This window comes from Candidatus Bathyarchaeota archaeon, assembly GCA_023131225.1.
GTDB lineage: Archaea > Thermoproteota > Bathyarchaeia > Bathyarchaeales > SOJC01 > JAGLZW01.
Window position 1 is genome coordinate 29,078 of record JAGLZW010000017.1, and the last position, 23,100, is coordinate 52,177.

Here is a 23,100-nt window from a genome sequence, read left to right on the forward strand (position 1 = left end):
TTACTTCACCAGCAGTTTGCGTATTTCTGAAGCTTTTTCTTTAGCGATTTTTGCTGCTTCCAAGATATATTCTGTGGTAAAATAGCCAGTTCCTCCCTTCTGAACGGCGCATATTTTTCCTTCTTTTTCAATGGTTATCGTCAGTCTAGCGTCCATAACCTGTTCTTCCTCTAGCCAAGGATCAACAGCAAGTTTGCCATTTATCTTTGCGAACGTTACTGCTATGGGGTAGTTTTGCATCGGTAATGGAGTGTAGCCTGGTTTTACCTTGACTTCTCCTTCTTCAACTTCGTACTTGAACATCTTTGTGTTCAATAAAGCTGCTAGCGTTGCGATAGCTGAAGCGTCAATGAGGTTTCCGTCATAGTTGAGCACATAGACATCAACGAATACTATGAGTACATTTTTCCCTGGTTCTAGGCAGAGCTTTTCAAGGTCTATGGCTTTTGACTCTCGTATACCTCTGTCTACTACTCTTGCGAGTTCAATAGCGTCTTCTTTTGGGGGACCAGGTTCGAATGTTGGTGATGCCAGGGGAACAAGCTCAACGTTTACTGTTAAGACCCCTTCGTTTGGAGTGTCTGGGAAAGGTTTGCCGATTCCAATTTTTACTCCCACCAAGACTTCAGTTTTACCCAAAAGAACACGTGCTGAGCCTTCTGCTTTTTCGATGACGCCCATTTCCACTTTGATTTCACGGTAATCGTTTAACTCTCTTCCATCTAATCTCTTACCTTTACTCATTAGTTGGGCGATTTGTTGCTGTTTTACACGTATAATCATTGACATTATTCTTTCACTTCCTCCTTTACGACCACATATTTCGTCTTTAACGCTTCTTTTTGCATCTTATAGAGTTGTGTGCACCCCTCAAGAGAGAGCTTAATGGCTTTTTCAAATTCTTCAAGCGTTAATTGACCGTCCATCTGAAGCAGTGTTATGGCGTTTAGGTTTGGCATATATGCTAGAGGAACGTCTGCTTCCCCTTCTTTGTCTTCGCTGTCATTTAAGTCAAGAACAAGCTGCCCTTCTAATTTTCCTGCAGCGCAAGCCGCTGTCAAGTCTCGCATGGGAACACCTGCATCTGCCAAAGCTAATGAAGCCGCTGTTATTCCTGCGCATCTTGTGCCGCCGTTTGCTTGTAGGACTTCTATGAAAAGGTCTATGGATGTTCGAGGATAGTATTCTAGAAAGATTGATGGTTCTAAGGCCTCTCGTATCACTTTCGAAAGTTCTACTTCTCTTCTTGAAGGAGCGGGCGACTTTCTCTCATCCACGGAAAAAGGCGCCATGTGATATCGGCATCTCAATCGAGAACGGTCGGGTAAAGCAAGATGTTTTGGATGAACTTCATGAGGTCCATAAACTGCCGTTAAAATCTTATTCTTCCCCTGCTCAATATATGCTGAGCCGTCTGCATTGCTAAGAATGCCAATTTGTATCGTTGTTGGTCTTAACTCGTTAAATTTCCTTCCGTCTATTCTAACACTATCTTTGTCAATCAATTTTCCTTCTGCTTTAGGCATTTTTAATTTCACCTTCCTTTTCTTTTTTCAACATTTCTGCTACGCGATCGGTTAGACCACTTGTGTGGGACTCGTCTTCTATTTTGCGGATAGCCATGGCTGCAAGCTGCTCGTCCTCTAAGTTCTTGCCGCTTATAAGCACCACTCCGTTTTGGCCTAAAAGAATTTGACATCCTGTCTCACGTTTTATCATGCTTATCATTGAACCTTTTCTACCGATAATTCGCGGGATTTTCGTCGAAGTGATTTCAATGATTTGACCACGAGTAATTTTTCCAAGACCAGGCTCTCGTACTGTCAGAAGCGGGTCGCGGGTTCTGTCGTAAGACACAATTTTGGCTATAACTAGGTCTCCAACATCGAAGATGGATGATAGTTCGTTTTTCTGAGGGCGGTATGACCGCTCCATGACGTCTGAAGCACGTAGGACCGCTGGATAAGGTGCATCGATATCTAGGATCCATCCCCCTAGTGTTAATCCTACCACTTTTCCGATCACGGTGTCTCCAACTTTTGGAATATAGAACGATTTCAAAGCGACAACGCTGACTTTTCGTTCTTCATATTCTACTAGTCCAACACGAGTTGCGTACAGTTTTTCATTTTCTTTGAATGTGTTCTCACCAGCTATGTAGTTTCCTTCGGCTACTAAATCGCCGGGAGTTACAAGTTGTCGTCTTTCATAAAATGTGGGCATTTTTTCGCCACCATTCCTTTTTTTAACCTTTTTCTACATCTTTTTTGCTTCTGCGGTTCCTTTTGTTAGTTCTCCAAGTTTGTCCAGGAATGGTCCGTAGAGACCTGCTGGCATTTCGATTATGGAGAACCATGAGCCGTCTGCGCGCCATTCTTCACGTTTAATCGTGCCATAACCTTTGATTGTTCCATAGGCTTTTGCGGCGTATTCTGGGGGGATTCGCACTTTAACTTGGATTTGCTCTATTTTGAGTGGGAGAATCGGACGTAGAAGTTTGATTATGTCTTTTGCTTGTTCTTCAGCTTCTTTGAAAGGATCTATTGAGTAGTGGATCTGTTCCATTGCTTGTTCGATGCGTAAGGGTGGGTGAGGCAGGTTTGTTTTAGGGTCAACCGCTTGTCGTGCTATGAAAGCAATTATCTGTCTTCGTTTCTCTGCGGTTAGTTGTCTCCTCTGGTCTGTTGTCAGCTGTAGATTTCCTTTTCTCAGTATTATTTCCGCGATTTTTCGAATGTCTGTTGTTTTAAAAGCAGTTTCAAGTTTGCCTTCGCTTGCCTTTGTGCCCTTGTTAGCATCAGTAAATATTGTGTCTGTAACTAAGACTTCAGATATTGACGTGGTTTTGCCCATTGTATAGTTTCGGGCGGGTTGCGGTTTAACTAGGATTTCGAAGCGTTCACCGTCGCGGGTTATGCGCGCAACGGTGTATCGTTCACTCATTTCAGCATTTCACTCTACTCTACGGTCTTCATGTATTTCTCGACTTCTTCGTCTGGTAGTGCCTGGTAAGTTTTTGTAGTTGTGGGTACTATGCTGATCTTGACTCTAAGCTGTTCTTCCCTAGCTTCAAGCGCTTTTCTGAGACATTTCACGGTGAGTTTTATGGCGTCTTCCAAGCCTAAGTCTTTACGGTATTCCTCTTTTAGGATGCCTTCAACTGTTTCTCTTCCAACGCCCACTGCAATTGCTTTGTAGGCTCTGTATGTTCCGCTGGGGTCTGTAGAGAAGAGGCGGTTACCTGTCTTGTCGATGCCGCCGAAGATTATAGAGACTCCAAAGGGACGCACTCCGGCGTGTTGTGTATAAAGTTGCTTTATGTCGCCTATGCGTTTGGAGATTATTTCAACGTCGATGGGCTCGTCGTACATTAATCTGTTACTTTGGCAGTATACACGTGCTTGGTCGATTAGAATTCGTGCATCAGAGCCTAAACCAACGACTGCCGCACCAATATGGCTGTCTACTGCGAAGATTTTCCATGTGAAGCTTGAGTCTTGTAGTTTTGATTCAATTTTTTCTTCTGCACCTAAAACTACGCCTTCTGGGCAGACTATTCCTAGTATGGTTGCTCCTCGGTTTACTGTTTCGAGGGCGTATTCTACCTGAAATAAGCGGCCATCTGGGGAGAACACGGTTATGGCTCGGTCGTATGCTCCTGGTGCCGCAAATATAGACAACTGTATTTTCACCTCACGCAGACATTACTCATTTGCTTGACAAGAATCAGCAAGCTATACTAAAAACCTTTTCGTATAAGTTCGCATGTCAGAATACCCAGTCAAGAGTGGTAGTTAACCTTTTTCGCATAGCCATTTTGCGAGTTTATGGTAAGGCTTATTTTGTGTCTTCAACGCTTCTATTAAATGGTGCCACGTTTTGGGAGTTAATCTTAAGGTTTTAGTGCCAAAAACTCAAGTTGATCTGCAAAACCTCGCTGGAAAATCCATCGCTATCGACGCCTACAATGCTCTCTACCAATTTCTGGCAATTATCCGCCAACCTGACGGCACTCCCCTGAAGAATAGCACTGGCAGAGTCACCAGCCATCTTAGCGGTCTGCTCTACCGCACCTCAAACCTCGTCGAAATGGGCATAAAAGTCGCCTATGTCTTCGATGGTGCCCCACCAGCCCTAAAAAAAGTTGAAATAAAACGGCGAATAAAGATAAAAGAAGAAGCTACTGTCAAGTATGAAAAAGCTTTGACAGAGGGCAGGATTGAAGAAGCCCGCACCTACGCTCAAGCCACATCCCGATTGAAAGACTACATGGAACAAGATAGCAAACGACTCTTAACGCTCATGGGCATTCCATGGATTCAAGCACCAAGCGAAGGAGAAGCCCAAGCCGCATACATGAATAAAAAAGAAGTCTCAGATTTCTGCGCCAGCCAAGACTATGATTCACTTCTATTCGGCGCCCCAACTCTAATCCGCAACGTAACAATAAGCTGCAGACGCAAACTTCCAAGAAAACCAGTATATGTAGAAGTCGTTCCAGAAGTCATTGAACTCAGCAAAGTCTTAACCGAACTGGGCATAACACACGAGCAGCTGGTAGAAATAGGTATCCTTGTCGGCACAGACTACAACCCAAAAGGAGTAAAAGGCATCGGTCCAAAAACAGCCCTAAAACTCATCAAAGAACACGGCAGCCTTGATGAATTGCTACGAACATCATTAAAAAATAAAGAATTCCCAGCCAACCATCAACGAATAAAAGACATATTTCTCCACCCAAAAGTCACAGACAATTACAGCCTAGAATGGCGCGAGCCTGACACAGGAGGCGTTGTGGATTTTCTTTGCAGAGAACATGACTTCACAGAAGGCAGAGTAAGAAAAGCTTTAGAAAAGATGAGTAAGGGAATAAAGGAAGAGAAAGCCAAAACCACTCTGGATGCATTCTTCGGGTAAAACGCTTAAACCTTATGACCAAAACGCCCTGTCAAGGGCACAAAAGCCACTCCACCCAAATTCTCTCTAGCCAAACTACCATCAGCACCTTTACGTATACGAATTAAAGACTGAAACAAGTGAACATTACCAACAGGAGTAACTAAAACACCCCCAATCTTAAGCTGTTTCACAAGAGGAGGAGGGATCTCAGGAGCGGCTGCAGTTACTAAAATGCGGTCATAAGGACTCTGATCGGGATAGCCTAATGAACCGTCTCCATGAATCACAGTCACGCGATCACCGAACCCGTGACGCATAATATTCTCCCTAGCAAGCCGTGCCAACTCAGCTACAATTTCCACAGTGTAAACGTGTCCCCGCCCCGATCTTGAGGCATCCTTCGGCGCCACAATCTCTGCGATAGTTGCGGCATGCCACCCACAGCCAGCGCCAACCTCCAAGACACGATGCCCCAACTCCAACTCCAACGCTTCGTTCATAATAGCAACCATGTGAGGCGCACTAACTGTTTGTCCGTTGCCTATCGGCAATGGTGCATCTACTGACGCATATTCGACCGAACGTTCGGGTAAAAAGAGGACGCGGGGCACTTGTTTCATTGCACGAATGGCGTCCAAGGAACGGAGAGCCTTCTCGTTAGCAAGGTTGTCAACCAGTTGCTCCCAAGCACTTGTATCTCTTTTCATCTCTTAGCAGGCTCCTCTCACTTTACAATATTGCTAAGGTTCCTTAAGTACTTGAAATTGGAGAAGTGGAGGGCGAGGAAGCGTATTACTTTACTGTTACTGACTTTGCTAGGTTACGAGGCATGTCTGGGTCATAGCCACGTTCGATGGCCATGTAGTAAGCAAAAAGTTGAAGGGGCACCACGTAAGGTATAGGCGATAAAACTTCAGGAATCCCTCTTGTAACTTCAACGTAATCATCGGCCAACTTCATTATCTCCTCATCACCTTCCTCACAAATGGCAATAATGGAGGCCCCCCGAGCTTTCATCTCCATAATATTCCCTATTAGGGTCTTCCGCGTATCATCCGGAGGACAAACAAAAATCACTGGGAACCCATGCTCAATAAGGCTGATGGGGCCGTGTTTGCTTTCGCCAGCAGGAAAAGCAATGGATGGCACGTAAGCGATCTCCATAAGTTTCAAGCGACCTTCCAGAGCAGTTGCGTAGCTTATTCCTCTGCCTAGAAAGAAGAAGCAACGCTTATTCCTGTATTTTTTGGCCAATGCCTTTACTTTTTCCTCTTGTGTCTCAACTATTTTTTCCGTGATATCTGGGATTTTTTCGATTTTCTCGTCCAGAAGATCAATTTCTTCTTGAGAAACCTTGCCTCGCTTCTTAGCCAACCTGATTGCTAACTGCGAAAGAACTGAGAGTTGAGACGTAAATGTTTTGGTTGCTGCAACGCCGATTTCAGGACCAGATTGTTGACCAATGTAAACTCTAGAGACGCGAGTTAAAGTGGAGCCTACACCGTTCGTCAATCCAAGAATTGTGGCGGCTCTTTGTCTGGCAGTTTCGACCGCAGCTAAAGTGTCGGCTGTTTCACCCGACTGGCTGACTGCAAGAATTGTGCTGTCAATGTTAACCGATTTGCCATGTTGCTCAGTAAACTCTGAGGCTATTACTGGGTGAGTAGCCAAGAATGACAATTTTGAGAACATGTAGGACGCCGCTAGACAAGCGTGATAGGATGTGCCGCAAGCCACCATAATTACCTCGCGAGCTCTATCAAGAAAAGTTGTCAACAACTCCAAATACTTATCTTGCATCCGCAATGTATTGCGAAGGCAAAGCGGTTGTTCATGAATTTCTTTCAACATAAAATGTGGATACCCCTGTTTCTCAGCCATTTCAGATGTCCAGTCAACAAGCTTCGGTTCGCGAACCACGGTGCTACCATCAACCAGCTTCTTTATCTCATAGGCTTCATCGCTTAGAGTTACCAGTTCTCCATTTTCCACGAAAACAACCTTATTTGTTAAAGGTAGGAACGCCGGAATATCAGAGGCAAAATAGTAAGCATCGTCAGCGATGCCTAGAACAAGAGGACTTTCGTTGCGCACACAGATAATTCTGTTAGGTTCATAAGTTGAAACGACTGCGATTGCGTAAGAGCCTTGAAGACGCTCAATAGCACTAATCACTGCATTCTCAAAATCTGAAGAGGCAGTAACTTTTGATGTAAACTCCTTCTTTTTAAGATTCTCTTCTATCAGATGAGCTATTACCTCAGTGTCAGTCTTTGATCTAAAAACATGCCCGCTGTCTTCTAATTCCTTTTTGAGTTCGGTGAAATTTTCGATTATACCGTTATGAATGACAGCTATTCTAGGCGGGTCTGAACAGTCAAAGTGGGGATGCGCATTCACTTGAAGTGGTGCTCCATGTGTCGCCCAACGAGTGTGCCCAATACCAATCCTCCCAGGTAAGTCATCAAGGTTCCGTATGGCATGGACATCGTCGATTTTTCCCGCATCTTTTTTCACGAATAGCTTTCCATTTTCTATCGTTACTTCGCCCACAGAATCGTAGCCACGGTATTCAAGTCGTTTTAAAGCAGCGTGAATTACTGGCGCAGCACTTCCGTTTTTGAGAATACACCCAAATATTCCGCACATTCTTTTATTGCCTCACTCAAACTCTTTGCTGAATCGCTGAAATCCAAGATCTAGTAAGCAAGGGGGCTCTATAAGCATTTTTAGGAAAAACCTCTTAGCTTAAAAAGCATTTTCTTAATGGTCTTTATACGTTCATCGAAAACGCAACATCAACTATTAAAGCCACAGCCTCCCGGCCATATTTAATTTCTAAAGCATTAATAAAATTTTTATAAAGGAACTGGTTTATGCTCAGAAGAAGAACATTGGAAAAAAAACTACTGATCAGTGAAGACAGAAAACGGCAAGAAGTCAAAGAAATTGTCATTTATAAGCATCCAGAAAAACTGAAACCAGTTCTAAGCAAGCTAACATGGCAAATCCTCCTGTTGCTCAGTAAAAAAGAAATGTATCCAATGGAAATAGCTAAAAAACTGAACATTCACGAGCAAAAAGTCTATTACCACATGAGAAAGCTGGCAAAAGCGAACGTTATAAGAAAGGTGAAGGAAGAGGAGAAGAAAGGAGCAATTGCAAAATACTACAAGGCGAGCTTTCCAGCTTTCGGAGTGGAATTGCCTTTCGGCGGTCAAAAGCAAAAAATAATTTTGCCCTCTTTTATCGACAGAAAAACATCTTTATTCTTACATCCTATTCTGAAAGATTGTCTCTTCGATGGCAAAATTGTGGTAGGGAGCCCTGATCCTCACGGGGCCTTCAAAACAAGTGCTCGTGATGGCCACTATGCATCCTATCTGACATTTTTTCTCGGGCGATACGCAGAGCTACCAGATGAATTTGCCATAAAGCTGGATGTAGATGTAAAGGCTGAAAAAGAGGAAAAAAACAACCTGATTCTAGTAGGTGGTCCAGGCACCAATCTTATTACCCAAGAAATTAACGATTATCTTCCCATAAGGTTTAATATGACGCCTTCAGAGCATGGTTTTCTTTTCGGTGGTCTAGTTTCTCAAAAGACTAAGAATGTGTATACTGCTGACACCGTAGGGTTAATTGCGAAGATAGTAAACCCGTGGGCCAAAGACAAAAGAGTTATAGTTTTTGCAGGCAACAAAGCTGTAGGTACTAAGGCATGTGTCCTCGCATTTGCGAAGTTTTGGAAACAAACATTAAAGAATTATCAAGGTGAAGACAATTTTGGCGTGATTATTCAAGGTTTTGATTTGGGCGGCGATGGGAAAGTCGACTCAGTAGAAGTACTCGAATAGCAGCGTGTGCATAAAAGCATGAAAGAAATAATCATAAGAAAAATGCGGAAAAGCGACTTAGAAATCGTTTCTGAACTAGCGATGCTGGCTAACCCCTTCGCCGAGAAGGCAGGGTATAAAAGACATATTGAAGAAGAACTAGAAGGCAAGCCTGGGCTGGCTTTTGTAGCAGTCAAGGACAACAAAGTTGTAGGCTACGTGATGGGCGATGTAACCAATGGTCACGGTGTACTAGAAGACATAGCCATAGATTTAGCTCACCAACATCAAGGCATCGGAACACTGCTTTTAGAAACCGAATCCAAAGCGTTAAAAAACACTCAAGTAAAAATCATTGTAGCAGAAGTACATTATAAATGTGCCTCTGCAATTCCCTTCTACTACAAACACGGATTTAGAATATCCGGCATCGGGCGCGACTTCTTTGGTATGGGCCATGACGCCATAATACTTGAACTCATATTGTCAAAGACGAACAGCCATGAAAGCAGTTGAGGCCATAATTGCACGGGGCCATGAAAATATTCTTGCCTCAAACAAGAGCACGTTCGAAATTACAAAGGGTACTTATCTAACCAAACGAGGCGATTGCATAATTGCTGTGGGAGCGGGCAAAGGAATAACAGACTTGAGTGATGAATTCAAGAAAATTCTGAGGAAAAAAGGTGCTAAACTGACAGTTGTAATTCAAGTTGGCGGCGAAAAGGAAGTAGTTGAAGCTTGGGGAGACCCAAGACTCACATTTAATCATCCCACTGATATGGTTGTTCGCAAAAGCAACTACATTTGTGCGAGGACACTTGCAATAAAGGCTAACAAAGCAGCCTTAGATTTCTCAAGGTCCTTCGTGACAAAGCTAAGAAACTCTCAACAGGAAATCGACGTGATGTTAACCGTTGAGGATGCCACATAATTTTTAGCCTACGATCCACTCAACTGCTCTGCTGTTTCGATAAATCGAATTTAGCGATGCCGCAAGTTGGAATAGTCGTCAAATTCGTGATAACACATAATATTTCTTTCCCGTAATTTCCACAAGTCAAATCTTTCTTACACAGATATTTCAGATTTTGAGTAAGGTTTCAAACTTCATAACTCTTATCATAAAACTGAGTGTCTTCTATGATGATTTGCAATGAGTCAAAAAGAATTGTTTTTGAAAGAAGTTGTTAAGAAAGTTGGAGATAGAGTGGGTGATCAGTCTACAACTGAGAAAGTGGAGCATTTCGCAAAACATGGCACTTTATTCTTGTTTTTCGAAGTCTTAAATCTGAGAAAAGAAATAGAGAGATTAAAGAGAGAAGTGAAGACAAAAAAATAGTTCTTCCTTGAAAGCTCGCCGATATTTCGGAGACCTTGATGTTTCCCTTCTAGACAACCACGCCAACCATCACATATGGACATTCCGGGCAAGCTCAAGCGATGGTAGATTAAAGGGTGGGAGGTGGTGGAGGCGGTGGAATTTCTCTGGCAACCATTGCATAATAGAGACAGGTTATCGCAATTGGATAAATTGGGCTTACAAAGGCGGATATTACGTTTGTGATAAGGGGACTAATGACTGGATAGCTAGTGTTGAATGGCATTGCTAACATCATTGCGACACCGGTGACGATGCCAACAATTATGCCTAAGACCAGCAGGAGAGCAAAGATTTTCAGCCAACGATTACTCACAAGTCTCCTACTTCTTCCCAGACTTTCAAAGGCTCCTCTTTGCTCAGCAATTATTGCGGGAATTATCAGCGAAAACATTATGGCGATAATTATGCCAGGTACTACGAAAAGAACCAATCCGACTAGAGTCAAGATTCCAGCAACAAGTTGAGCCACGAGCAGTGATGGAAGCTTGGAAATTGCAAAGTCAAAGCTGACGCCAAGATTTGAAGTACCTTTCTCTATTTGATCAGAAGCACATTTGATAACAACTCCAACAGTGATGGCGCCTACAATCCACGAAACGAGACCCGACAAAACACCTATTGTGATGGTTACTGAAAAGAAGGCAAAAAGCCATTCTACTAGTTCTTCATAAGAGACTGTCGGGCTTGGCTGTGCTGGCAGAGGAAAAGACGAAGTTATTGCATATGTGGAAAGCCCCATTATTATTCCGGCAACTAGAAAAGGCAAGAAAAACTGCCAAAACTTGGAAAGGTAAAGGTTGAATGTTAGCGAAAGGATTTCGCCGACAGACAATTCGTGTGAAGGTTTTTCAATAGTCGTTTTGTCACACCTGTCTAATTGTATCAGGAAGTTTGTATTTAGTTTTAAATGTTCTATATGCATAATCATTTGATTCCAGGTAAATTCGCAAGTTGAGGTTCCTTTTTTTCTGGATGCGGCACCGCTAGAATAACGAACAAGAAGCATGGGAATATGGCAATGTTGGCGCTGATAGATACAGAATGACAAACAACGAAATCGTGGTGTGGCGATATGAAATATCCAAACTATATTTGATTCATGTTTTGAGGAAGAATATGGCGGGCCCGACGGGAATTGAACCCGCGACCTACGGATTAAGAGTCCGCCGCTCTAGCCTTGCTGAGCTACGGGCCCACAAGTTCTCCAGTCCTTTTGTAGCATAGTTACCCTAATATTTTTCGTTATTGCACATAAGCTAGTGGTGACTTAAATGGGTGCCCTTGTGTTTGTGGGCTTGGGATTACACGACGAAAACGATGTTTCACTACGTGGTCTAGAAGAAATTAGAAGAGCAGATTTTGTCTTCGCAGAATTATACACCAGCCTAATGAAGGGGCTGAAAATCGAGAAACTGGAAAATCTTGCGGGGAAGAAGATCGTTTTGGTGACTAGGAAAATGCTTGAAGAGGAAAATGGGCGGCAGATTCTTGCTGTGGCAAAGAAAGGAAGAGCGGTTTTTCTTGTGCCTGGGGATCCGCTGATTGCCACCACACATGTAAATCTGCGGATAAAAGCAAGAGAATTAGGCATTGAAACGTTTGTAGTTCACGGCGCTTCCATAGTCTCCGCAGCAATCGGGATGTCAGGCTTGCAGAACTACAAGTTTGGGAGAAGCGTAACAATCCCCTTTACCGACGGCTGCATTGTTTCAGAAACGCCCTACAACGTGGTGAAAAAGAACCTAGAGGCAGGATTGCATACACTTTGCTTCCTAGACATTAGAGCAGAGGAAAAGCGATTTATGACTATAAAGGAAGCGCTGGAAACGCTTCTGGTAACAGAGAAAAGAAGGAGAGAGTCAATAATCACATACAGTACATTAGTTGTGGGTATAGCAAGGGCAGGTTCTATGAACCCGGTTGTTAAAGCCGGTCTACTAGGCGAAGCATTAGATTATGATTTCGGAAGTCCTCCTCACACACTCGTTTTCCCAGGAAAGCTTCATTTTGTAGAGGCAGAAGCTCTCATTAAACTCGCAAATGCTCCTGAAAGCGTGAAGAAGTTGATTGGATGACTATTGAAGGGTTAGTTGAAAAATATTTAAGAAACACTCAGCAAGTTTTCAAACAAATAAAAGAAGGAAGTTTCCATAAAGGAGGGGGCGAAAAGGTTTTGGATTATGCGAAGAGATACTTGGAGGATGCGCTATATTATCGTGACCAAAAAAGATTTGAGACCGCTCTCGCCTCGGTGGCGTACTGTGAAGGTTTGCTCGAAGCGTTAAAATTACTAGAAATGGTAGAGTTTCAATGGCCAATAGAAAACAAGTAGAAAAGAAGCGCCCTATAGTTCTAACTGCAGGCGTGTTCGACTTGCTTCATCTTGGGCATGTTAAGTTCTTAGAAGAAGCAAAAAAGATGGGTGGAAAAAACGCGGAGCTAATCGTCATTGTTGCAAGAGACAAGACTGTTAAAAATAGGAAAGGCGAGAAACCAGTAATGTCTGAGAACCAACGTCGAGCGTTGGTGGAATCCTTAGAGGTTGTGGATGAAGCGATTCTGGGGTACGAAAAATTTAGCATAGACAGGGTTGTGGAAAAGATAAAGCCAGACATTATCGCTTTGGGACATGACCAGAAAGGTATTGGAGAAATTGTGAGAAAGGCTATCATGAATAAAAGCCTTAAAATAAAGGTTGTAAAAATTGGGAAGTTCAGTGAAGACGAGCTTAATAGCAGCTCTGAAATCAAGAGAAAAATAATTCAATTGTACAAACGTAGGTCCTAGACTGTTGTTCCAGCCAGCGTAATCATCGCCAGAAAAGCCTTGTAAACTTCTATCATATCTTCTGAGCTAAAAGAGATAATTCTGCCATTGATATGCTTTGAACCTGGCACTAAGGCTGCCATTTCAGCCATTCCAGGATTGATGAATGCAACTTCAAGATTTATCGGCGGCTTCATCTTGAAAAGTGTGAGGTTGCCAATTTGTTTCAAAGCTTTAATCGCGCCTTTCTTTATTAACTGTCTAGCTTTGACTGGACTGAGACAACGGGCAGCGGTTCTTCCCACAGCTTTCTTGACAACTACAGTCTCAACTTTTCCGAGGAATGTGTGTGCTTCTTCTATCAGTTTCTGGTCTCCAGTGACTAACGCAATGGGCACACCATAATACCCTGCTATTGCAGCATTGATGCCAGTTTCGCCCATTAATCTATTATTTATGGATATGTTGTATACTACCCGGCTGCTGTATGTATGTTCAAGAATGCTTGGATAGGCGCCTCGCATTCCATGATAGCCTATGAAAAATATAGCGTTGAACGACGCGTCGAGGCCTTCCATCATAGACATGGGTTTAGGTGAGCCAGTTATGAGTTCTGCGTTTTCATGGAGTTCTTCTGGGATTATATTTTTCATAGTGCCGTGAGAATCGTTGACTACTATCTTTCTGGCTCCTGCTTCAAAAGCGCCTTCGACAGCGGCGTTTACTTCCTCGGTCATAAGTTTTCGGGCACGTTCATGCTCTTTTCCGCTTCGGAGTACATGTTCGGCATGTGTTATACCTGAAATTCCTTCCATGTCCGCTGAAATGAAAACCTTCATTGTAGACCGCTTCTTATTTGCCTTTGATAAATAAAAGACTTCATTACGTACTTGCGCATTTAGAACTAGGAATAAAGAAGGCGTTTGATTGAGAAGTACGACTTGTAGGTTTTCGCCAACGTTCATCTTGGTAGCTGTCAATGTGGCAGTTTACATTTATACGTCTCTAATAGGAAATGACTTTATTCGCGCTTCAAGCAATGTCTTGGCGATATATGGTCAATACAATTATGCAGTTCTCCATTATGGTTGGTGGTGGCAGCTAATTACATCCATGTTCGTCCACGTAAGCATAGTTCACATTTTCAGCAACATGTTCTTTTTGTTGATATTCGGGTTAAGAGCGGAAGAACTTTTCACTGACACTGAGTACTATCTTGTTTATTTGATGTCGGGACTTGCAGGTAACCTTCTAAGCCTACTTTTGCCTCCATTAACTATATCTGCTGGAGCGTCTGGCGCCATCTTTGGCTTATTCGGCGCTGTCATAATATATATGAGAAAAATGGTTGAACGCTCTATAGTGAGCGCTCTGGTTTTCGTCTTCATGTTCCTCATCATTACTATGTCCACAAGCACAAACATATTCGCTCATTTTGGCGGACTTGTTGCAGGATTAGGAATTGGATATTACCTGGCGAAAAGACGGAAAATCTATTTGGCTTATAAAATGGGCCATTAGGGCATCGTGAAGACTTCAAACTTCATCTTCTGTCCATCCTTGATTTTAAGCTGATTACGTAAGTATTGAGGCGCAATAACTTCCAGCACAGATGAGTCGTAGTGGGTTCGAAGGGCAAATATTAAGGCGCCTTTCGCCTTGTTATTTATAAGAGTTGGGTAACATTTGACTGGACCAAAGGCCCGCGACTCATCTTCGAAGCCTTTAATTTCCACAGCTGGGTAGCCTTCTAACTCCTGTCTGGTTTTCATGTCATAGTCGGAGGTTAATTTAACGTTTAAAGTACCGGGATAAGGGGCAAATCCAAGTTTTTCAATGAACTGCTTCTTGTAGCCGTCCTGCCTGATGTAGTAGGCACCTTCGCCTAGACCGCTAAACACCACCCCTTCCAGTGTTACCGAAAGAGGATGAGCAGCTTCTACAATGACTTTCAACTTCGAGTGCAAATTATTCAACTGTGCCTTCCCCAAATCGGTCAGCCTAATTAGGCAACCTTCAGGCGTGATTGACCGGTTTATCCAGCCTAGGTTATCGAGTTCTATTAGGTGGCGAGAGGCTGTCTGTTGGGAAACCCCGACCTTTTCCGCCATATGTTGGGTAGAGACCTTCACAGTTCTGTGGTAAGCTCCTATCTCAGCAAGTTTGTACAGCATAAATTGCTGTCTCCACGATTGTGGGTTGGAGTAGGAAATACTCATTTTTGTACGCCTTACTCGAAAAAGAGAGGCTACTCGCCTATAAAAATAACGTAAATTCAGAAGCTCGCCACTAGATACTATGGGTGACGTCTGCGACCTAAGAATAAACCTCCCTAAAGTTCAAAGCTCTGTCACAAATCATATCTGACCTTATATCCAAAATACGTGCGACATTCATACTTAACAATTAGACAAGAAAAACCCCTTGTCACCATTCTTAAGAACGCCTCGAGTATAAATTCTTGAACTACGATAATCTAAAAAGATATGCAAAAAAATGTTACAGATTGAAAAGAAAGATGAGGATGATGGAAAGAAAAATTTGGATGATGATTAAAGCGGTTTTGCTTGATAAAAGGGTGGTTTTACCAGGTTTTCTGCTTTTGGCAATTGTCTTTATAGAGTTTCTCTTTCTAAACCGAATTTTTCCTGAGCTTGACATACCTGAACACTTTCTATTCGGCTTCGTATTGTCAGAATCCGCAAGCAAGTTAGCAAACGTTATGGGCTTGGATAAGCATCTAATGAGTAAGTTCGATGAAGAAAACCTGCATTACACAGACCTACTAATCCGACTACTTGGATTCCTACTTGTTGGCGGCTTATTATGGGAGTTAAGTGAACGATTTCTTTTTCCTATGTTTGAGGTCCCGTACAACCCGTTCTTTAAGTTGCCAATCACATTGCATAACATTGATGGTGCAATTGATGTGGCCGCTGGAACTTTAGGGTGTATAATGGCTTGGTGCACAAAGAGATTCTGATGTGAGAGCTTGGTCTGAGTCCTTTAAGATTTGTTTTCAAGCTTCTTTGTTGAGAATCGGCACATTATATTTGTTGAATGCTATTTGTATCGGTTTCTATCTGGTCACTGTGGATGCTGGCCATCTGTCTATAAACTTCTAGAAAATTTCTGGCGAATGCATCAGCTAGTTTTTCGGTGCCTCTATGTTTTTCTCCTTGAGTGCGTAAGTGATGATAAAATTCGTGGAGTACAACATGTGGGTTATAAAGAGCATCTTGGTTTGAGAAGTATATTGTCTTCTTTCTAACAACATAACAACCCCGATTTTTCGCGTGACCCTTCGGCATGCCGATTCTCACTTTAGGAGTTTCAACATTGTAGTACCTGCTAAGCTGCTCTAACGCTTCTTCTGGTTTTTTGGATAAGATTAAGTAGACTATTTTCGCTTTAAATGGAAAATGGATTTTCAATATGCGACCGCCATATCATGTTCTAGTGTGAAAGGTCTTTACCGCAGTGGTAGCACTTCTTTCTAAATGCGCTGAAAGACAGGGGTTTACCGCAATATGGACAGCGGAACTTCTCCTTAGACTTTTTTAGCCAATCCTCACCCTCGCCCGCTTCAATTCTCGATAGATTAGCTCTCAAGTCTACGCCGTCTTCTTTTAAGTATGCTTTCGAGAACTTGTCGAATTTTTCGCAATCATGCTCCTTATAGTCGAGGCATTCATAACAAAACTTGAATCCTTTCGCGTTTAAGCATTGGAGGATTTTGCAATCGTTGCCCCAGCATTCAGGAGTCAAAACCTGGCAGCCTTCGCATCGCACTTTCTCTGGAGAACACTTAAAAAAAGCTGCTACTCGTTGACGAAACTTCCCACCGTCTTTATGAGCTCTATAAATTTCACAAGCACCACAATAAAGACCACATCTTCCGACAAGACCAGTGTTAATCAAGGCGAGAACTCCTTTTCAGTGCTTAAAGGAGTCTTCCCTATTCTATGTTTTGGCAGACTGCCATTTACATCGTTATTGTTATATACTTGATGCGTTTTTATGCTTCAGCAGGGGAGCTGGGAACGTTACCCGGCTGAGAAGATGGGTGAAGCCCATCGACCCTTTGAACCTGACCCAGGTAATACTGGCGGAGGGAAAGAAGTTGAGTGAAAGTAAGACTATATTTCAAACAAAGATAATCGCTGAAATAGTTGCTTTTGTTGCTGTTTCAACTGCACTAAGTTACGTAAAGGTATTCAGTCTACCACAAGGAGGCTCGGTAACAGCCGGTTCAATGGTGCCTATTATATGGCTCTCGTTGAGAAGAGGCCCCAAAATGGGTATATTTGCCGGTGCACTCTATGGACTCGTTCAGTTAGTAGTCGAACCTTTTGTCTATCATCCAATGCAGGCGTTGCTCGATTATCCAATAGCCTTTGGAGCCCTCGGACTCACTGGCTTCTTTCAAAGGCGCCCATCTTTGGGCAGAGGGACAACTATTACCATAGACCGGTTAATCACAGTGTTGCTTTGCGTTATTACTTTCTTCCTTTTCAGCTACGAGCTGACGCAATATAAACTACGTGAGACTTTGTTCTTTTCTTGGATTTTTGCGTTTAGTTTCATCTTTCTATTGTGGCTAGAAGACAAAATACGAACCAATAGAAAAGGGGAACAGCAAAGAAATGTTACTCCAGCGCTTATTGGAGCAACTATAGGAATCTTTGGTAGGTTCTTGGCACATTTTGTTTCTGGAATAGTTTTTTTTGGCTCTTATGCTCCTGAGGGAATGAGCCCCATTATTTACTCTGCTATCTATAACGGTGCCTACATAGTACCAGAGCTTCTAGTTAGTGCTTATTTCATATATTTGCTTGCCAAAAGCGGCATGATAGGAATATATAAATGAACAGAAAGCGGTAAGCGTAATGAAACTCAAAACTGGAATCAAAGGGCTTGACGAGTTAATAGGCGGCGGAATCGAGTCTGGTTCGCGAAACATTCTTTATGGACCTGTGGGAGCTGGAAAAACCGTTTTTGCCATGCAGTTTCTTTGGCAAGGACTGCAAGAAGGGGAAACCGTTGCTTTCGACGTTATGGATAAGCCGTTTCCACGGTTGAGAGCATACTTCAAATCTTTTGGATGGAACATAGAACCCTATGAGAAGGCAGGAAAACTGATCGCCATACAAGCCTTTCCCCATTTTGAACCTTACCCAAAAGACCCAAGAGTAATTTACTTCGGTCTGGACAACTTTGAGGAAATGAAACGTATCGATAACTTGCTTTCAGAAAAGAAGGTGACAAGATTCGCAGCTGGAGATTTCAGCGAACAACTCTTCTCCTTATACGATTTGAAGTACATGGAACCTGTGGAAGATTGGACCATCAACTGGTGCCACTTCGACAACATTGTCAACATAGATATAATGACCGAGGCTACGCAGAAAGACGTTGCAACTCAGCGGGCAACCGATCTCGACCTAAACAAATCCCATAACATTTTCTTCTTCAGGTTTAATGAAGAAAAATGTCGCAGAGAACTGCGCATAGTGAAGATAGAAGGCTGCGACCATCCGTTGGAATGGTTGCCTTTCAAAATAACCAGCAAAGGCGTTAAAATGTTGAAAATATAGCTCCTTTGGACACGGTTGAAGTGGGAAAACTCCATACTAACGAGCTTAGAAAACTGCTTAAATGCATAAAGAAACACCCAAAAACCATAATCCCGCCCGCGCCTGGCTTCGACTCAGGCGTTCACACAATAAACGAAAACGAATATCTCGTGGTATCCACAGATCCCTGCATCGGCGTACCGGAGAAATGGTTTGGCTGGCTACTTATACACTATGCAGCATCAGATGTAGCCTTGTTCGGCGCGAAACCAGAATTTTGCACAATAACGCTGACAGGTCCCCCGTCAACGGAAGCGAATACCTTCATAAAAGTTATGAAGCAAATCTGTGCGGCAGCAGAGGAGCTTAACATGACAATTGTAACTGGACACACGGGAACCTATGATGGGCTTTCAACACTTGTTGGAGTGTGCACTGCTTATGGTGTCGTTCACAAAGATAAGCTGATTACTCCAGGAGGCGCCCAAGCTGGAGACCATATACTTTGCACTAAGCAAATTGGTCTCGAAACAGTTGTCAACTTCGCTCTCACACACAGAACCCTTGCAGAGAAACTCTTCACTACCGCTCGAACCCGAGCGCTTCAAAACCTAGTAAACAAGCAAACATGCGTCAAAGAGGCATCTCTTCTCGCTGATCTCGGAGGAGTTCACGCTATGCATGATACCACTGAAGGAGGGCTGGTAGCAGCTTTGAACGAAATGGCTGAAAATTCAAATCTCGGTTTTACTGTGGATTCGGATAAGTTTCCAATTTTGGAAGAGGCACAGATTCTTCGGAAGCACTTTGATCTTTCGCAAAGAGAGCTTCTCTCAATCTCTTCTACTGGCACTCTTCTAGCTGCAGTCGACCCTGAGAAAAGAGAGCAAGCGCTTCGGGAATTGCAAAAACAGGGTATAGAAGCTAGTTTGATAGGTACTTTCACGAAGAATAGAAAACGGGTGATGCGGCAGGTGAGAAAGAAAGTGGATTTTCCGGAAGAGGCTGAGGATCCTTATGCCAAAATAATGTTGTGATAACTTGCTGTATTGCTGATTCATATTTGGTTTTCATAATTCTTTTCTCTCAAGATTCCTACTAGAACACGGTAGCTAAGAGTATGAGGAGCCTTCTTGCTGTTCTTTGCGTTCTCCTTGCTTTCGTCTCAGCGTGTGGATTTGCCATTGCATATTCTGAGACTATCGAACTGCCAGGAGGAAAAAGCGAAATTAGGACTGTAAACCTGAACGAGGGAGACGAATTTTCTGGGCAAGTAATTGTATTGGGCAACGCAATTAACTTCTCTGTTTCCGATCCCGATGGTATGATAATCCTGAACTACACAATTGCTAACCCAACAAACTTTCGATTTACCGCCGCGAAAACAGGCACGTACAGCTTCAGCTTTGAAAACCGGTTCTCAGAAGAAATCAAATCCGTAACTCTCAACTACAACGTGCAACATTACATTTTTGGTTTTCCGCAAGAGTACATTCTCCTTTTTTTCATAGTGGGCCTTGCTATTGTCGGCGTTGTGGTCTTCGTCGCGATGTCACCGAAGCCCTAAAACTGTAATGCTGCAAAAGATTAAAGAAGGAAAACACCGATTTTTCACTTCAGATAAGTTGAAGGATATATGGACAAGATAGAAGAGAACCGAAAGCGGTTGGATAATGCGCAGGGATACAGCGAAGTGTGGGAAATAGTAAAAGACAACGCGAAGGCTGTTTTGAAGCAACAACGGCGAGGAATGATGCTTTTCCTCGATGACATGCCTCTCAGGCTTGGGGCGTACCATCCATTAGGAACAAACAACATAGTTTTAAACCGTGTTCTTGTCCAAATAGTTGAAGCAACCACGAAGTCTAGAAAGCTGTTAAACGCTTTCGTCTATACACTACTACTTCATGAGTACCTTCACGCCTTAGGGTACATCGCGGAAGTTGAAGTGCGACCCCTCGTTTATAGGGTTTCTAAAGCGTGCTTCGGTGAGGAACATGTTGCCACGCGGCTGGCGAAGTCAGGTCCTTGGTCTTTACTGCGGGGGGTCCCGTTGGGTGCTTTGAAGGCGCCAAGACGTGTGATGGAAATTGTGAAGGATTTTGAAAAGACGAATCAGAAATACATAGTTTAGTCGCGATTTCCCGGGTTTGCAGCTTAAAATCGTGAAACGAGGCTCGCTGAGCCGTTAAAGCTACCCAAAATCTTAAAAACGAATCAGCCAATCAAGTGTTTGGATTATGGAGAGAACGGGCTTGGTTTACTGTACTAAATGCGGAGCCAAAAACGAGGACGATGCCAAGGTCTGCGCGGATTGTGGTGCGCCACTGCAAGTATCTCGTCCGGAAAAAAAGTATCGCTCGGACGATGAATGTTTTGGGTCGCGTGAACGCCATCATGTTGAAGATGAATGTTTTGGGTTGCCTCATGGGGGGGCTATAGCGGGGATAATCTTTGGAGTTATGATTGTCTTCTTTGGGCTGGCGATCTTGTTAGGGCTTGCTAATGTATGGATTTACTTGTGGCCACTCATAATAGTTATTGTTGGCATACTGCTTATCGCTGGCGCGCTCTACGGAATGCGGCGCAGACACTAGTCATTTTCCACGCTTTTTCTACCGCAAATTCCGCATTCTTCAATGGGACAAGCGTCGCAAATTTCTTTGTGGTCGAGTTGAGAAAGCAGTATTCTAGTATAAAGCCAAAAAATGCTTAAGGCAATCAGATAAAAATCGACAATGATATTCTGAGTTATTGCGTCGACTCCAACAAGAAGTAGAAGCATACCAAAGATAAAGAAAGTATTCACTGAGAGGTGAATAGAGCTTTTACCCCAGTTAAACAGGTGATACTGAAGCAGCCCACAAGAAACTCCTATGAGACCGATCCAAAAAACCAGGCAATGGTTCAACCAAATTGGTAGATTAGCAAAGAAGTACAGTGCAACTCCAAGGAGAGAAAGAACAGCGCCTAAAATCAATCCCACGCAACCAGCGCAAAAAACTCTGTTGCCCACTCGAAATACGTGAGCACCAAAGTTTCCGCAATTAGGGTGATGCCCACGAAATGCGTACTTTTCCAGCGAACCAGCTGATTCGTGAGCAAACCCTTCCTGCTTTATCTTTCTAAAATGAAACATTTTTGAGCATTTTGAAGGAAATGCGCCAGCAAGAATTCCTAGGACGCAGACAATGCTGAAAACAGTACCGACGAGAGGTTTTCGCCAAGAAACTTCATTTTGTGTTGTTGGCGCCACGTTTGCAAATAAGGCGATGAGGATTAGTCCTAAAAAGGAGAATGTGAGGAAAAATATAGTGGCAAAGTTGTGGTGTGTTCTCAAAACAGTTCCCTTAACGCTTTCAAAAGACCTTGGCTTGCAAGGTAAGCAGCTAGTTCAAGGACTCCAAGAGGGGGAGGAAGATATTCACCCATGACAAACCAATATTCTTTCGGCGGTTCTACGAAAAGAACTCTCATCAAGTGTCCCAGCTTAACTCTAAGCTTTCATGTTCATTACATCTTATTAAAACTGTAAAAAGCTTTCACGGTCGAAAAGACTTTTTGTCTTATAGGAAGCTTGTCTTCTAAGCATGGATTGAAGCTTCAAGAAGATTCTTGCGTGTTCTTTGTTGGGATGGTTTTGACAACATTGAATCTCGCATTTGAGGCGGTGGATTATGATTCAAGTCTCTGTAGAGACCATAAGAGATTGTTAGTGTTGCTTTAGTTATTGAGGTATTAGTGTTCTAAGGCGTTCGACAAACTCGTTGTCTGTGTTTTCTTCAAGTTCAACGTGTTGAAACAGGCCTAGACCAGAGTAGAAGCTTTCGAGTATCTCTTTCTGCACGACTGTTGCCCCTGAATTCAAGTATTCTTGCATTGCTTGACTGAAAGATTCAAGGTTTTCGGCGATTTCGTTTTTCCTTATGGAATAGTTTTGTTCCAAGTATGTGTAAATAACATTAGTTGCTGTGGTCCCGAAAACTCGGTTGAGTGTCTTATCTACCGCTTTGTTGAGCATTTCTTCGTATCTGCTTGTTTTTTTGCAAATCTGTAGGGTCATCTTAGCGATCTCTTTAATTATAGTAAATAAAAGCATATATTACGATTTAATAAACCTTCGTGTCTAAATGTACAACACAAATACAACTGCAGCGAGGATTTTTCAGATGCGTGCATCTCTAGGTTGATGGTTAAACAATGGGAAAAGCTATCAAAAAAGCTGTCAAAAAGCTATCAAACACCAAAAACTAGGAAAACTGAAAACTTCAATGCACAACAGTGGAACAAAGGCTGCACAAACAAGCGTTTTGAGAGCTCCGAAAGAAAGAACATGAACAATCCATTTTTGGCTTCTTCTCGTGAACAAGGTTGAACGCATAGAGGAACACAGTTTTACAACGCTCTAAGACGTTCTCACAAAACTCAATTGTACCGTAGTTTTGTTTGAACAATGGTGAACTTGTTCAGAACATAGGGTTGAACAAATTGAAGAAAACAATAAGATTCATTGCAGATTTCAGAAAATCGGAATTTTGTTCCAGAGTTCAGTTGGGAAAATCAAAAATTTGCGCACGATGTGCGATTTACCCAAAAAAGTGAGGGGGGTGGGATTTGAACCCAACCAACCAACCAACCA

31 protein-coding genes, 1 tRNA gene and 1 riboswitch are annotated in these 23,100 nt (G+C 42.9%); of the genes, 16 read left to right on the forward strand and 16 right to left on the reverse strand.

All coding sequences use genetic code 11. The annotated features are described in order from the left end of the window. Genes KAU88_04430 through psmA form a run of 5 tightly spaced genes read right to left on the reverse strand, consistent with a single transcriptional unit; the run spans nt 1 to nt 3,674 of the window. Complete coding sequence (locus tag KAU88_04430; protein MCK4477756.1) at nt 1-789, reverse strand: exosome complex protein Rrp42; 789 nt, start codon at nt 787-789, stop codon at nt 1-3. Beyond that, on the reverse strand, nt 789-1,526 hold the full coding sequence (locus KAU88_04435; protein MCK4477757.1) for an exosome complex exonuclease Rrp41: 738 nt from the start codon (nt 1,524-1,526) through the stop codon (nt 789-791). Before KAU88_04435 ends, KAU88_04430 begins: the two co-directional genes overlap by 1 nt. Then, on the reverse strand, nt 1,519-2,223 hold the full coding sequence (locus KAU88_04440; GenBank protein ID MCK4477758.1) for an RNA-binding protein: 705 nt from the start codon (nt 2,221-2,223) through the stop codon (nt 1,519-1,521). The genes KAU88_04435 and KAU88_04440 overlap by 8 nt, the downstream gene beginning before the upstream one ends. Before the next feature lie 33 nt (nt 2,224-2,256). Continuing rightward, nucleotides 2,257-2,943 carry a ribosome assembly factor SBDS gene (locus KAU88_04445; protein MCK4477759.1) on the reverse strand — a complete coding sequence of 229 codons (687 nt, stop codon included), beginning with the start codon at nt 2,941-2,943 and terminating at the stop codon, nt 2,257-2,259. Nucleotides 2,944-2,957: 14 nt separating this feature from the next. After that, complete coding sequence (psmA, locus tag KAU88_04450; protein ID MCK4477760.1) at nt 2,958-3,674, reverse strand: archaeal proteasome endopeptidase complex subunit alpha; 717 nt, start codon at nt 3,672-3,674, stop codon at nt 2,958-2,960. Nucleotides 3,675-3,879: 205 nt separating this feature from the next. On the opposite strand from psmA, the gene fen reads away from it, so the two are divergent. Then, entirely contained in the window at nt 3,880-4,917 is a 1,038-nt protein-coding gene (gene fen, locus KAU88_04455) for a flap endonuclease-1 (protein MCK4477761.1), read from the forward strand. A gap of 5 nt (nt 4,918-4,922) precedes the next feature. Here fen and KAU88_04460 read toward each other — a convergent pair whose 3' ends face one another. Both KAU88_04460 and glmS read right to left on the reverse strand, forming a co-directional pair. Then, complete coding sequence (locus KAU88_04460) at nt 4,923-5,606, reverse strand: protein-L-isoaspartate(D-aspartate) O-methyltransferase (protein MCK4477762.1); 684 nt, start codon at nt 5,604-5,606, stop codon at nt 4,923-4,925. 85 nt (nt 5,607-5,691) lie between these two features. Further along, a complete protein-coding gene (gene glmS, locus KAU88_04465; protein MCK4477763.1) occupies nt 5,692-7,548 on the reverse strand; it encodes a glutamine--fructose-6-phosphate transaminase (isomerizing) in 1,857 nt (618 codons plus the stop codon). A 245-nt stretch (nt 7,549-7,793) separates the two neighbouring features. Between glmS and KAU88_04470 the strand changes: the two genes are divergently transcribed. The 4 genes from KAU88_04470 (at nt 7,794) to KAU88_04485 (ending at nt 10,077) form a co-directional block, all read left to right on the forward strand. Beyond that, nucleotides 7,794-8,756: a helix-turn-helix domain-containing protein gene (locus KAU88_04470; GenBank protein MCK4477764.1), complete on the forward strand. Its 963-nt coding sequence runs from the start codon at nt 7,794-7,796 to the stop codon at nt 8,754-8,756. A gap of 18 nt (nt 8,757-8,774) precedes the next feature. After that, complete coding sequence (locus KAU88_04475; GenBank protein MCK4477765.1) at nt 8,775-9,251, forward strand: GNAT family N-acetyltransferase; 477 nt, start codon at nt 8,775-8,777, stop codon at nt 9,249-9,251. Then, nucleotides 9,238-9,669 carry a DUF371 domain-containing protein gene (locus KAU88_04480; GenBank protein MCK4477766.1) on the forward strand — a complete coding sequence of 144 codons (432 nt, stop codon included), beginning with the start codon at nt 9,238-9,240 and terminating at the stop codon, nt 9,667-9,669. Before KAU88_04475 ends, KAU88_04480 begins: the two co-directional genes overlap by 14 nt. Before the next feature lie 222 nt (nt 9,670-9,891). After that, complete coding sequence (locus KAU88_04485) at nt 9,892-10,077, forward strand: hypothetical protein (GenBank protein ID MCK4477767.1); 186 nt, start codon at nt 9,892-9,894, stop codon at nt 10,075-10,077. A 109-nt stretch (nt 10,078-10,186) separates the two neighbouring features. On the opposite strand, the gene KAU88_04490 is transcribed toward KAU88_04485, so the two are convergent. Continuing rightward, a complete protein-coding gene (locus tag KAU88_04490) occupies nt 10,187-11,047 on the reverse strand; it encodes a hypothetical protein (protein MCK4477768.1) in 861 nt (286 codons plus the stop codon). Nucleotides 11,048-11,236: 189 nt separating this feature from the next. After that, nucleotides 11,237-11,314, reverse strand: a tRNA-Lys gene (locus KAU88_04495). A 76-nt stretch (nt 11,315-11,390) separates the two neighbouring features. Between KAU88_04495 and KAU88_04500 the strand changes: the two genes are divergently transcribed. Genes KAU88_04500 through KAU88_04510 form a run of 3 tightly spaced genes read left to right on the forward strand, consistent with a single transcriptional unit; the run spans nt 11,391 to nt 12,906 of the window. Then, nucleotides 11,391-12,194, forward strand: a complete 804-nt coding sequence (locus KAU88_04500) for a diphthine synthase (GenBank protein ID MCK4477769.1) — start codon at nt 11,391-11,393, stop codon at nt 12,192-12,194. Next, nucleotides 12,191-12,451: a DUF357 domain-containing protein gene (locus KAU88_04505; protein ID MCK4477770.1), complete on the forward strand. Its 261-nt coding sequence runs from the start codon at nt 12,191-12,193 to the stop codon at nt 12,449-12,451. The genes KAU88_04500 and KAU88_04505 overlap by 4 nt, the downstream gene beginning before the upstream one ends. Then, nucleotides 12,430-12,906 carry an FAD synthase gene (locus KAU88_04510; protein MCK4477771.1) on the forward strand — a complete coding sequence of 159 codons (477 nt, stop codon included), beginning with the start codon at nt 12,430-12,432 and terminating at the stop codon, nt 12,904-12,906. Before KAU88_04505 ends, KAU88_04510 begins: the two co-directional genes overlap by 22 nt. Here the strand turns inward: KAU88_04510 and KAU88_04515 are convergent. Beyond that, nucleotides 12,903-13,724: a M55 family metallopeptidase gene (locus tag KAU88_04515; protein ID MCK4477772.1), complete on the reverse strand. Its 822-nt coding sequence runs from the start codon at nt 13,722-13,724 to the stop codon at nt 12,903-12,905. The two genes, KAU88_04510 and KAU88_04515, sit on opposite strands and share 4 nt — an antisense overlap. Nucleotides 13,725-13,812: 88 nt before the next feature. On the opposite strand from KAU88_04515, the gene KAU88_04520 reads away from it, so the two are divergent. After that, on the forward strand, nt 13,813-14,406 hold the full coding sequence (locus KAU88_04520) for a rhomboid family intramembrane serine protease (protein MCK4477773.1): 594 nt from the start codon (nt 13,813-13,815) through the stop codon (nt 14,404-14,406). On the opposite strand, the gene KAU88_04525 is transcribed toward KAU88_04520, so the two are convergent. Further along, on the reverse strand, nt 14,403-15,059 hold the full coding sequence (locus tag KAU88_04525; protein ID MCK4477774.1) for a DUF120 domain-containing protein: 657 nt from the start codon (nt 15,057-15,059) through the stop codon (nt 14,403-14,405). The genes KAU88_04520 and KAU88_04525 overlap by 4 nt on opposite strands. Nucleotides 15,060-15,346: 287 nt before the next feature. On the opposite strand from KAU88_04525, the gene KAU88_04530 reads away from it, so the two are divergent. Next, nucleotides 15,347-15,868: a hypothetical protein gene (locus KAU88_04530; protein MCK4477775.1), complete on the forward strand. Its 522-nt coding sequence runs from the start codon at nt 15,347-15,349 to the stop codon at nt 15,866-15,868. Between the two features lie 64 nt (nt 15,869-15,932). Here the strand turns inward: KAU88_04530 and KAU88_04535 are convergent, their stop codons facing one another. Together KAU88_04535 and KAU88_04540 are read right to left on the reverse strand one after the other, a co-directional pair. Beyond that, nucleotides 15,933-16,319 (reverse strand): hypothetical protein, encoded by a 387-nt coding sequence (locus KAU88_04535; GenBank protein ID MCK4477776.1) that lies wholly within the window; start codon nt 16,317-16,319, stop codon nt 15,933-15,935. 22 nt (nt 16,320-16,341) lie between these two features. After that, nucleotides 16,342-16,806 carry a DUF3795 domain-containing protein gene (locus tag KAU88_04540; protein ID MCK4477777.1) on the reverse strand — a complete coding sequence of 155 codons (465 nt, stop codon included), beginning with the start codon at nt 16,804-16,806 and terminating at the stop codon, nt 16,342-16,344. 99 nt (nt 16,807-16,905) lie between these two features. Then, nucleotides 16,906-17,021, forward strand: a riboswitch (TPP riboswitch). Here KAU88_04540 and KAU88_04545 point away from each other — a divergent pair. The 6 genes from KAU88_04545 to KAU88_04570 all read left to right on the forward strand — a co-directional run bounded on the left by KAU88_04545 (nt 17,009) and on the right by KAU88_04570 (nt 21,058). Further along, nucleotides 17,009-17,755: an energy-coupled thiamine transporter ThiT gene (locus KAU88_04545; GenBank protein MCK4477778.1), complete on the forward strand. Its 747-nt coding sequence runs from the start codon at nt 17,009-17,011 to the stop codon at nt 17,753-17,755. It overlaps the preceding riboswitch by 13 nt. Nucleotides 17,756-17,774: 19 nt before the next feature. Then, a complete protein-coding gene (locus KAU88_04550; protein ID MCK4477779.1) occupies nt 17,775-18,482 on the forward strand; it encodes a hypothetical protein in 708 nt (235 codons plus the stop codon). Nucleotides 18,483-18,487: 5 nt separating this feature from the next. Then, entirely contained in the window at nt 18,488-19,498 is a 1,011-nt protein-coding gene (locus KAU88_04555) for a hypothetical protein (protein MCK4477780.1), read from the forward strand. 83 nt (nt 19,499-19,581) lie between these two features. Next, complete coding sequence (locus KAU88_04560) at nt 19,582-20,028, forward strand: emp24/gp25L/p24 family protein (GenBank protein MCK4477781.1); 447 nt, start codon at nt 19,582-19,584, stop codon at nt 20,026-20,028. A gap of 69 nt (nt 20,029-20,097) precedes the next feature. Then, complete coding sequence (locus KAU88_04565) at nt 20,098-20,595, forward strand: hypothetical protein (protein ID MCK4477782.1); 498 nt, start codon at nt 20,098-20,100, stop codon at nt 20,593-20,595. Nucleotides 20,596-20,716: 121 nt separating this feature from the next. Further along, the gene (locus KAU88_04570) at nt 20,717-21,058 is read left to right on the forward strand and encodes a zinc-ribbon domain-containing protein (GenBank protein ID MCK4477783.1); all 342 of its coding nucleotides are present in this window, start codon (nt 20,717-20,719) and stop codon (nt 21,056-21,058) included. Here the strand turns inward: KAU88_04570 and KAU88_04575 are convergent. The 3 genes from KAU88_04575 to KAU88_04585 all read right to left on the reverse strand — a co-directional run bounded on the left by KAU88_04575 (nt 21,055) and on the right by KAU88_04585 (nt 22,524). Next, nucleotides 21,055-21,801, reverse strand: coding sequence for a hypothetical protein (locus tag KAU88_04575; protein ID MCK4477784.1), 747 nt, complete (start codon nt 21,799-21,801; stop codon nt 21,055-21,057). The genes KAU88_04570 and KAU88_04575 overlap by 4 nt on opposite strands. Next, the gene (locus KAU88_04580; GenBank protein MCK4477785.1) at nt 21,798-21,938 is read right to left on the reverse strand and encodes a hypothetical protein; all 141 of its coding nucleotides are present in this window, start codon (nt 21,936-21,938) and stop codon (nt 21,798-21,800) included. The genes KAU88_04575 and KAU88_04580 overlap by 4 nt, the downstream gene beginning before the upstream one ends. A 250-nt stretch (nt 21,939-22,188) precedes the next feature. Next, nucleotides 22,189-22,524: a hypothetical protein gene (locus KAU88_04585; GenBank protein ID MCK4477786.1), complete on the reverse strand. Its 336-nt coding sequence runs from the start codon at nt 22,522-22,524 to the stop codon at nt 22,189-22,191. Nucleotides 22,525-23,100 lie beyond the last annotated feature (576 nt).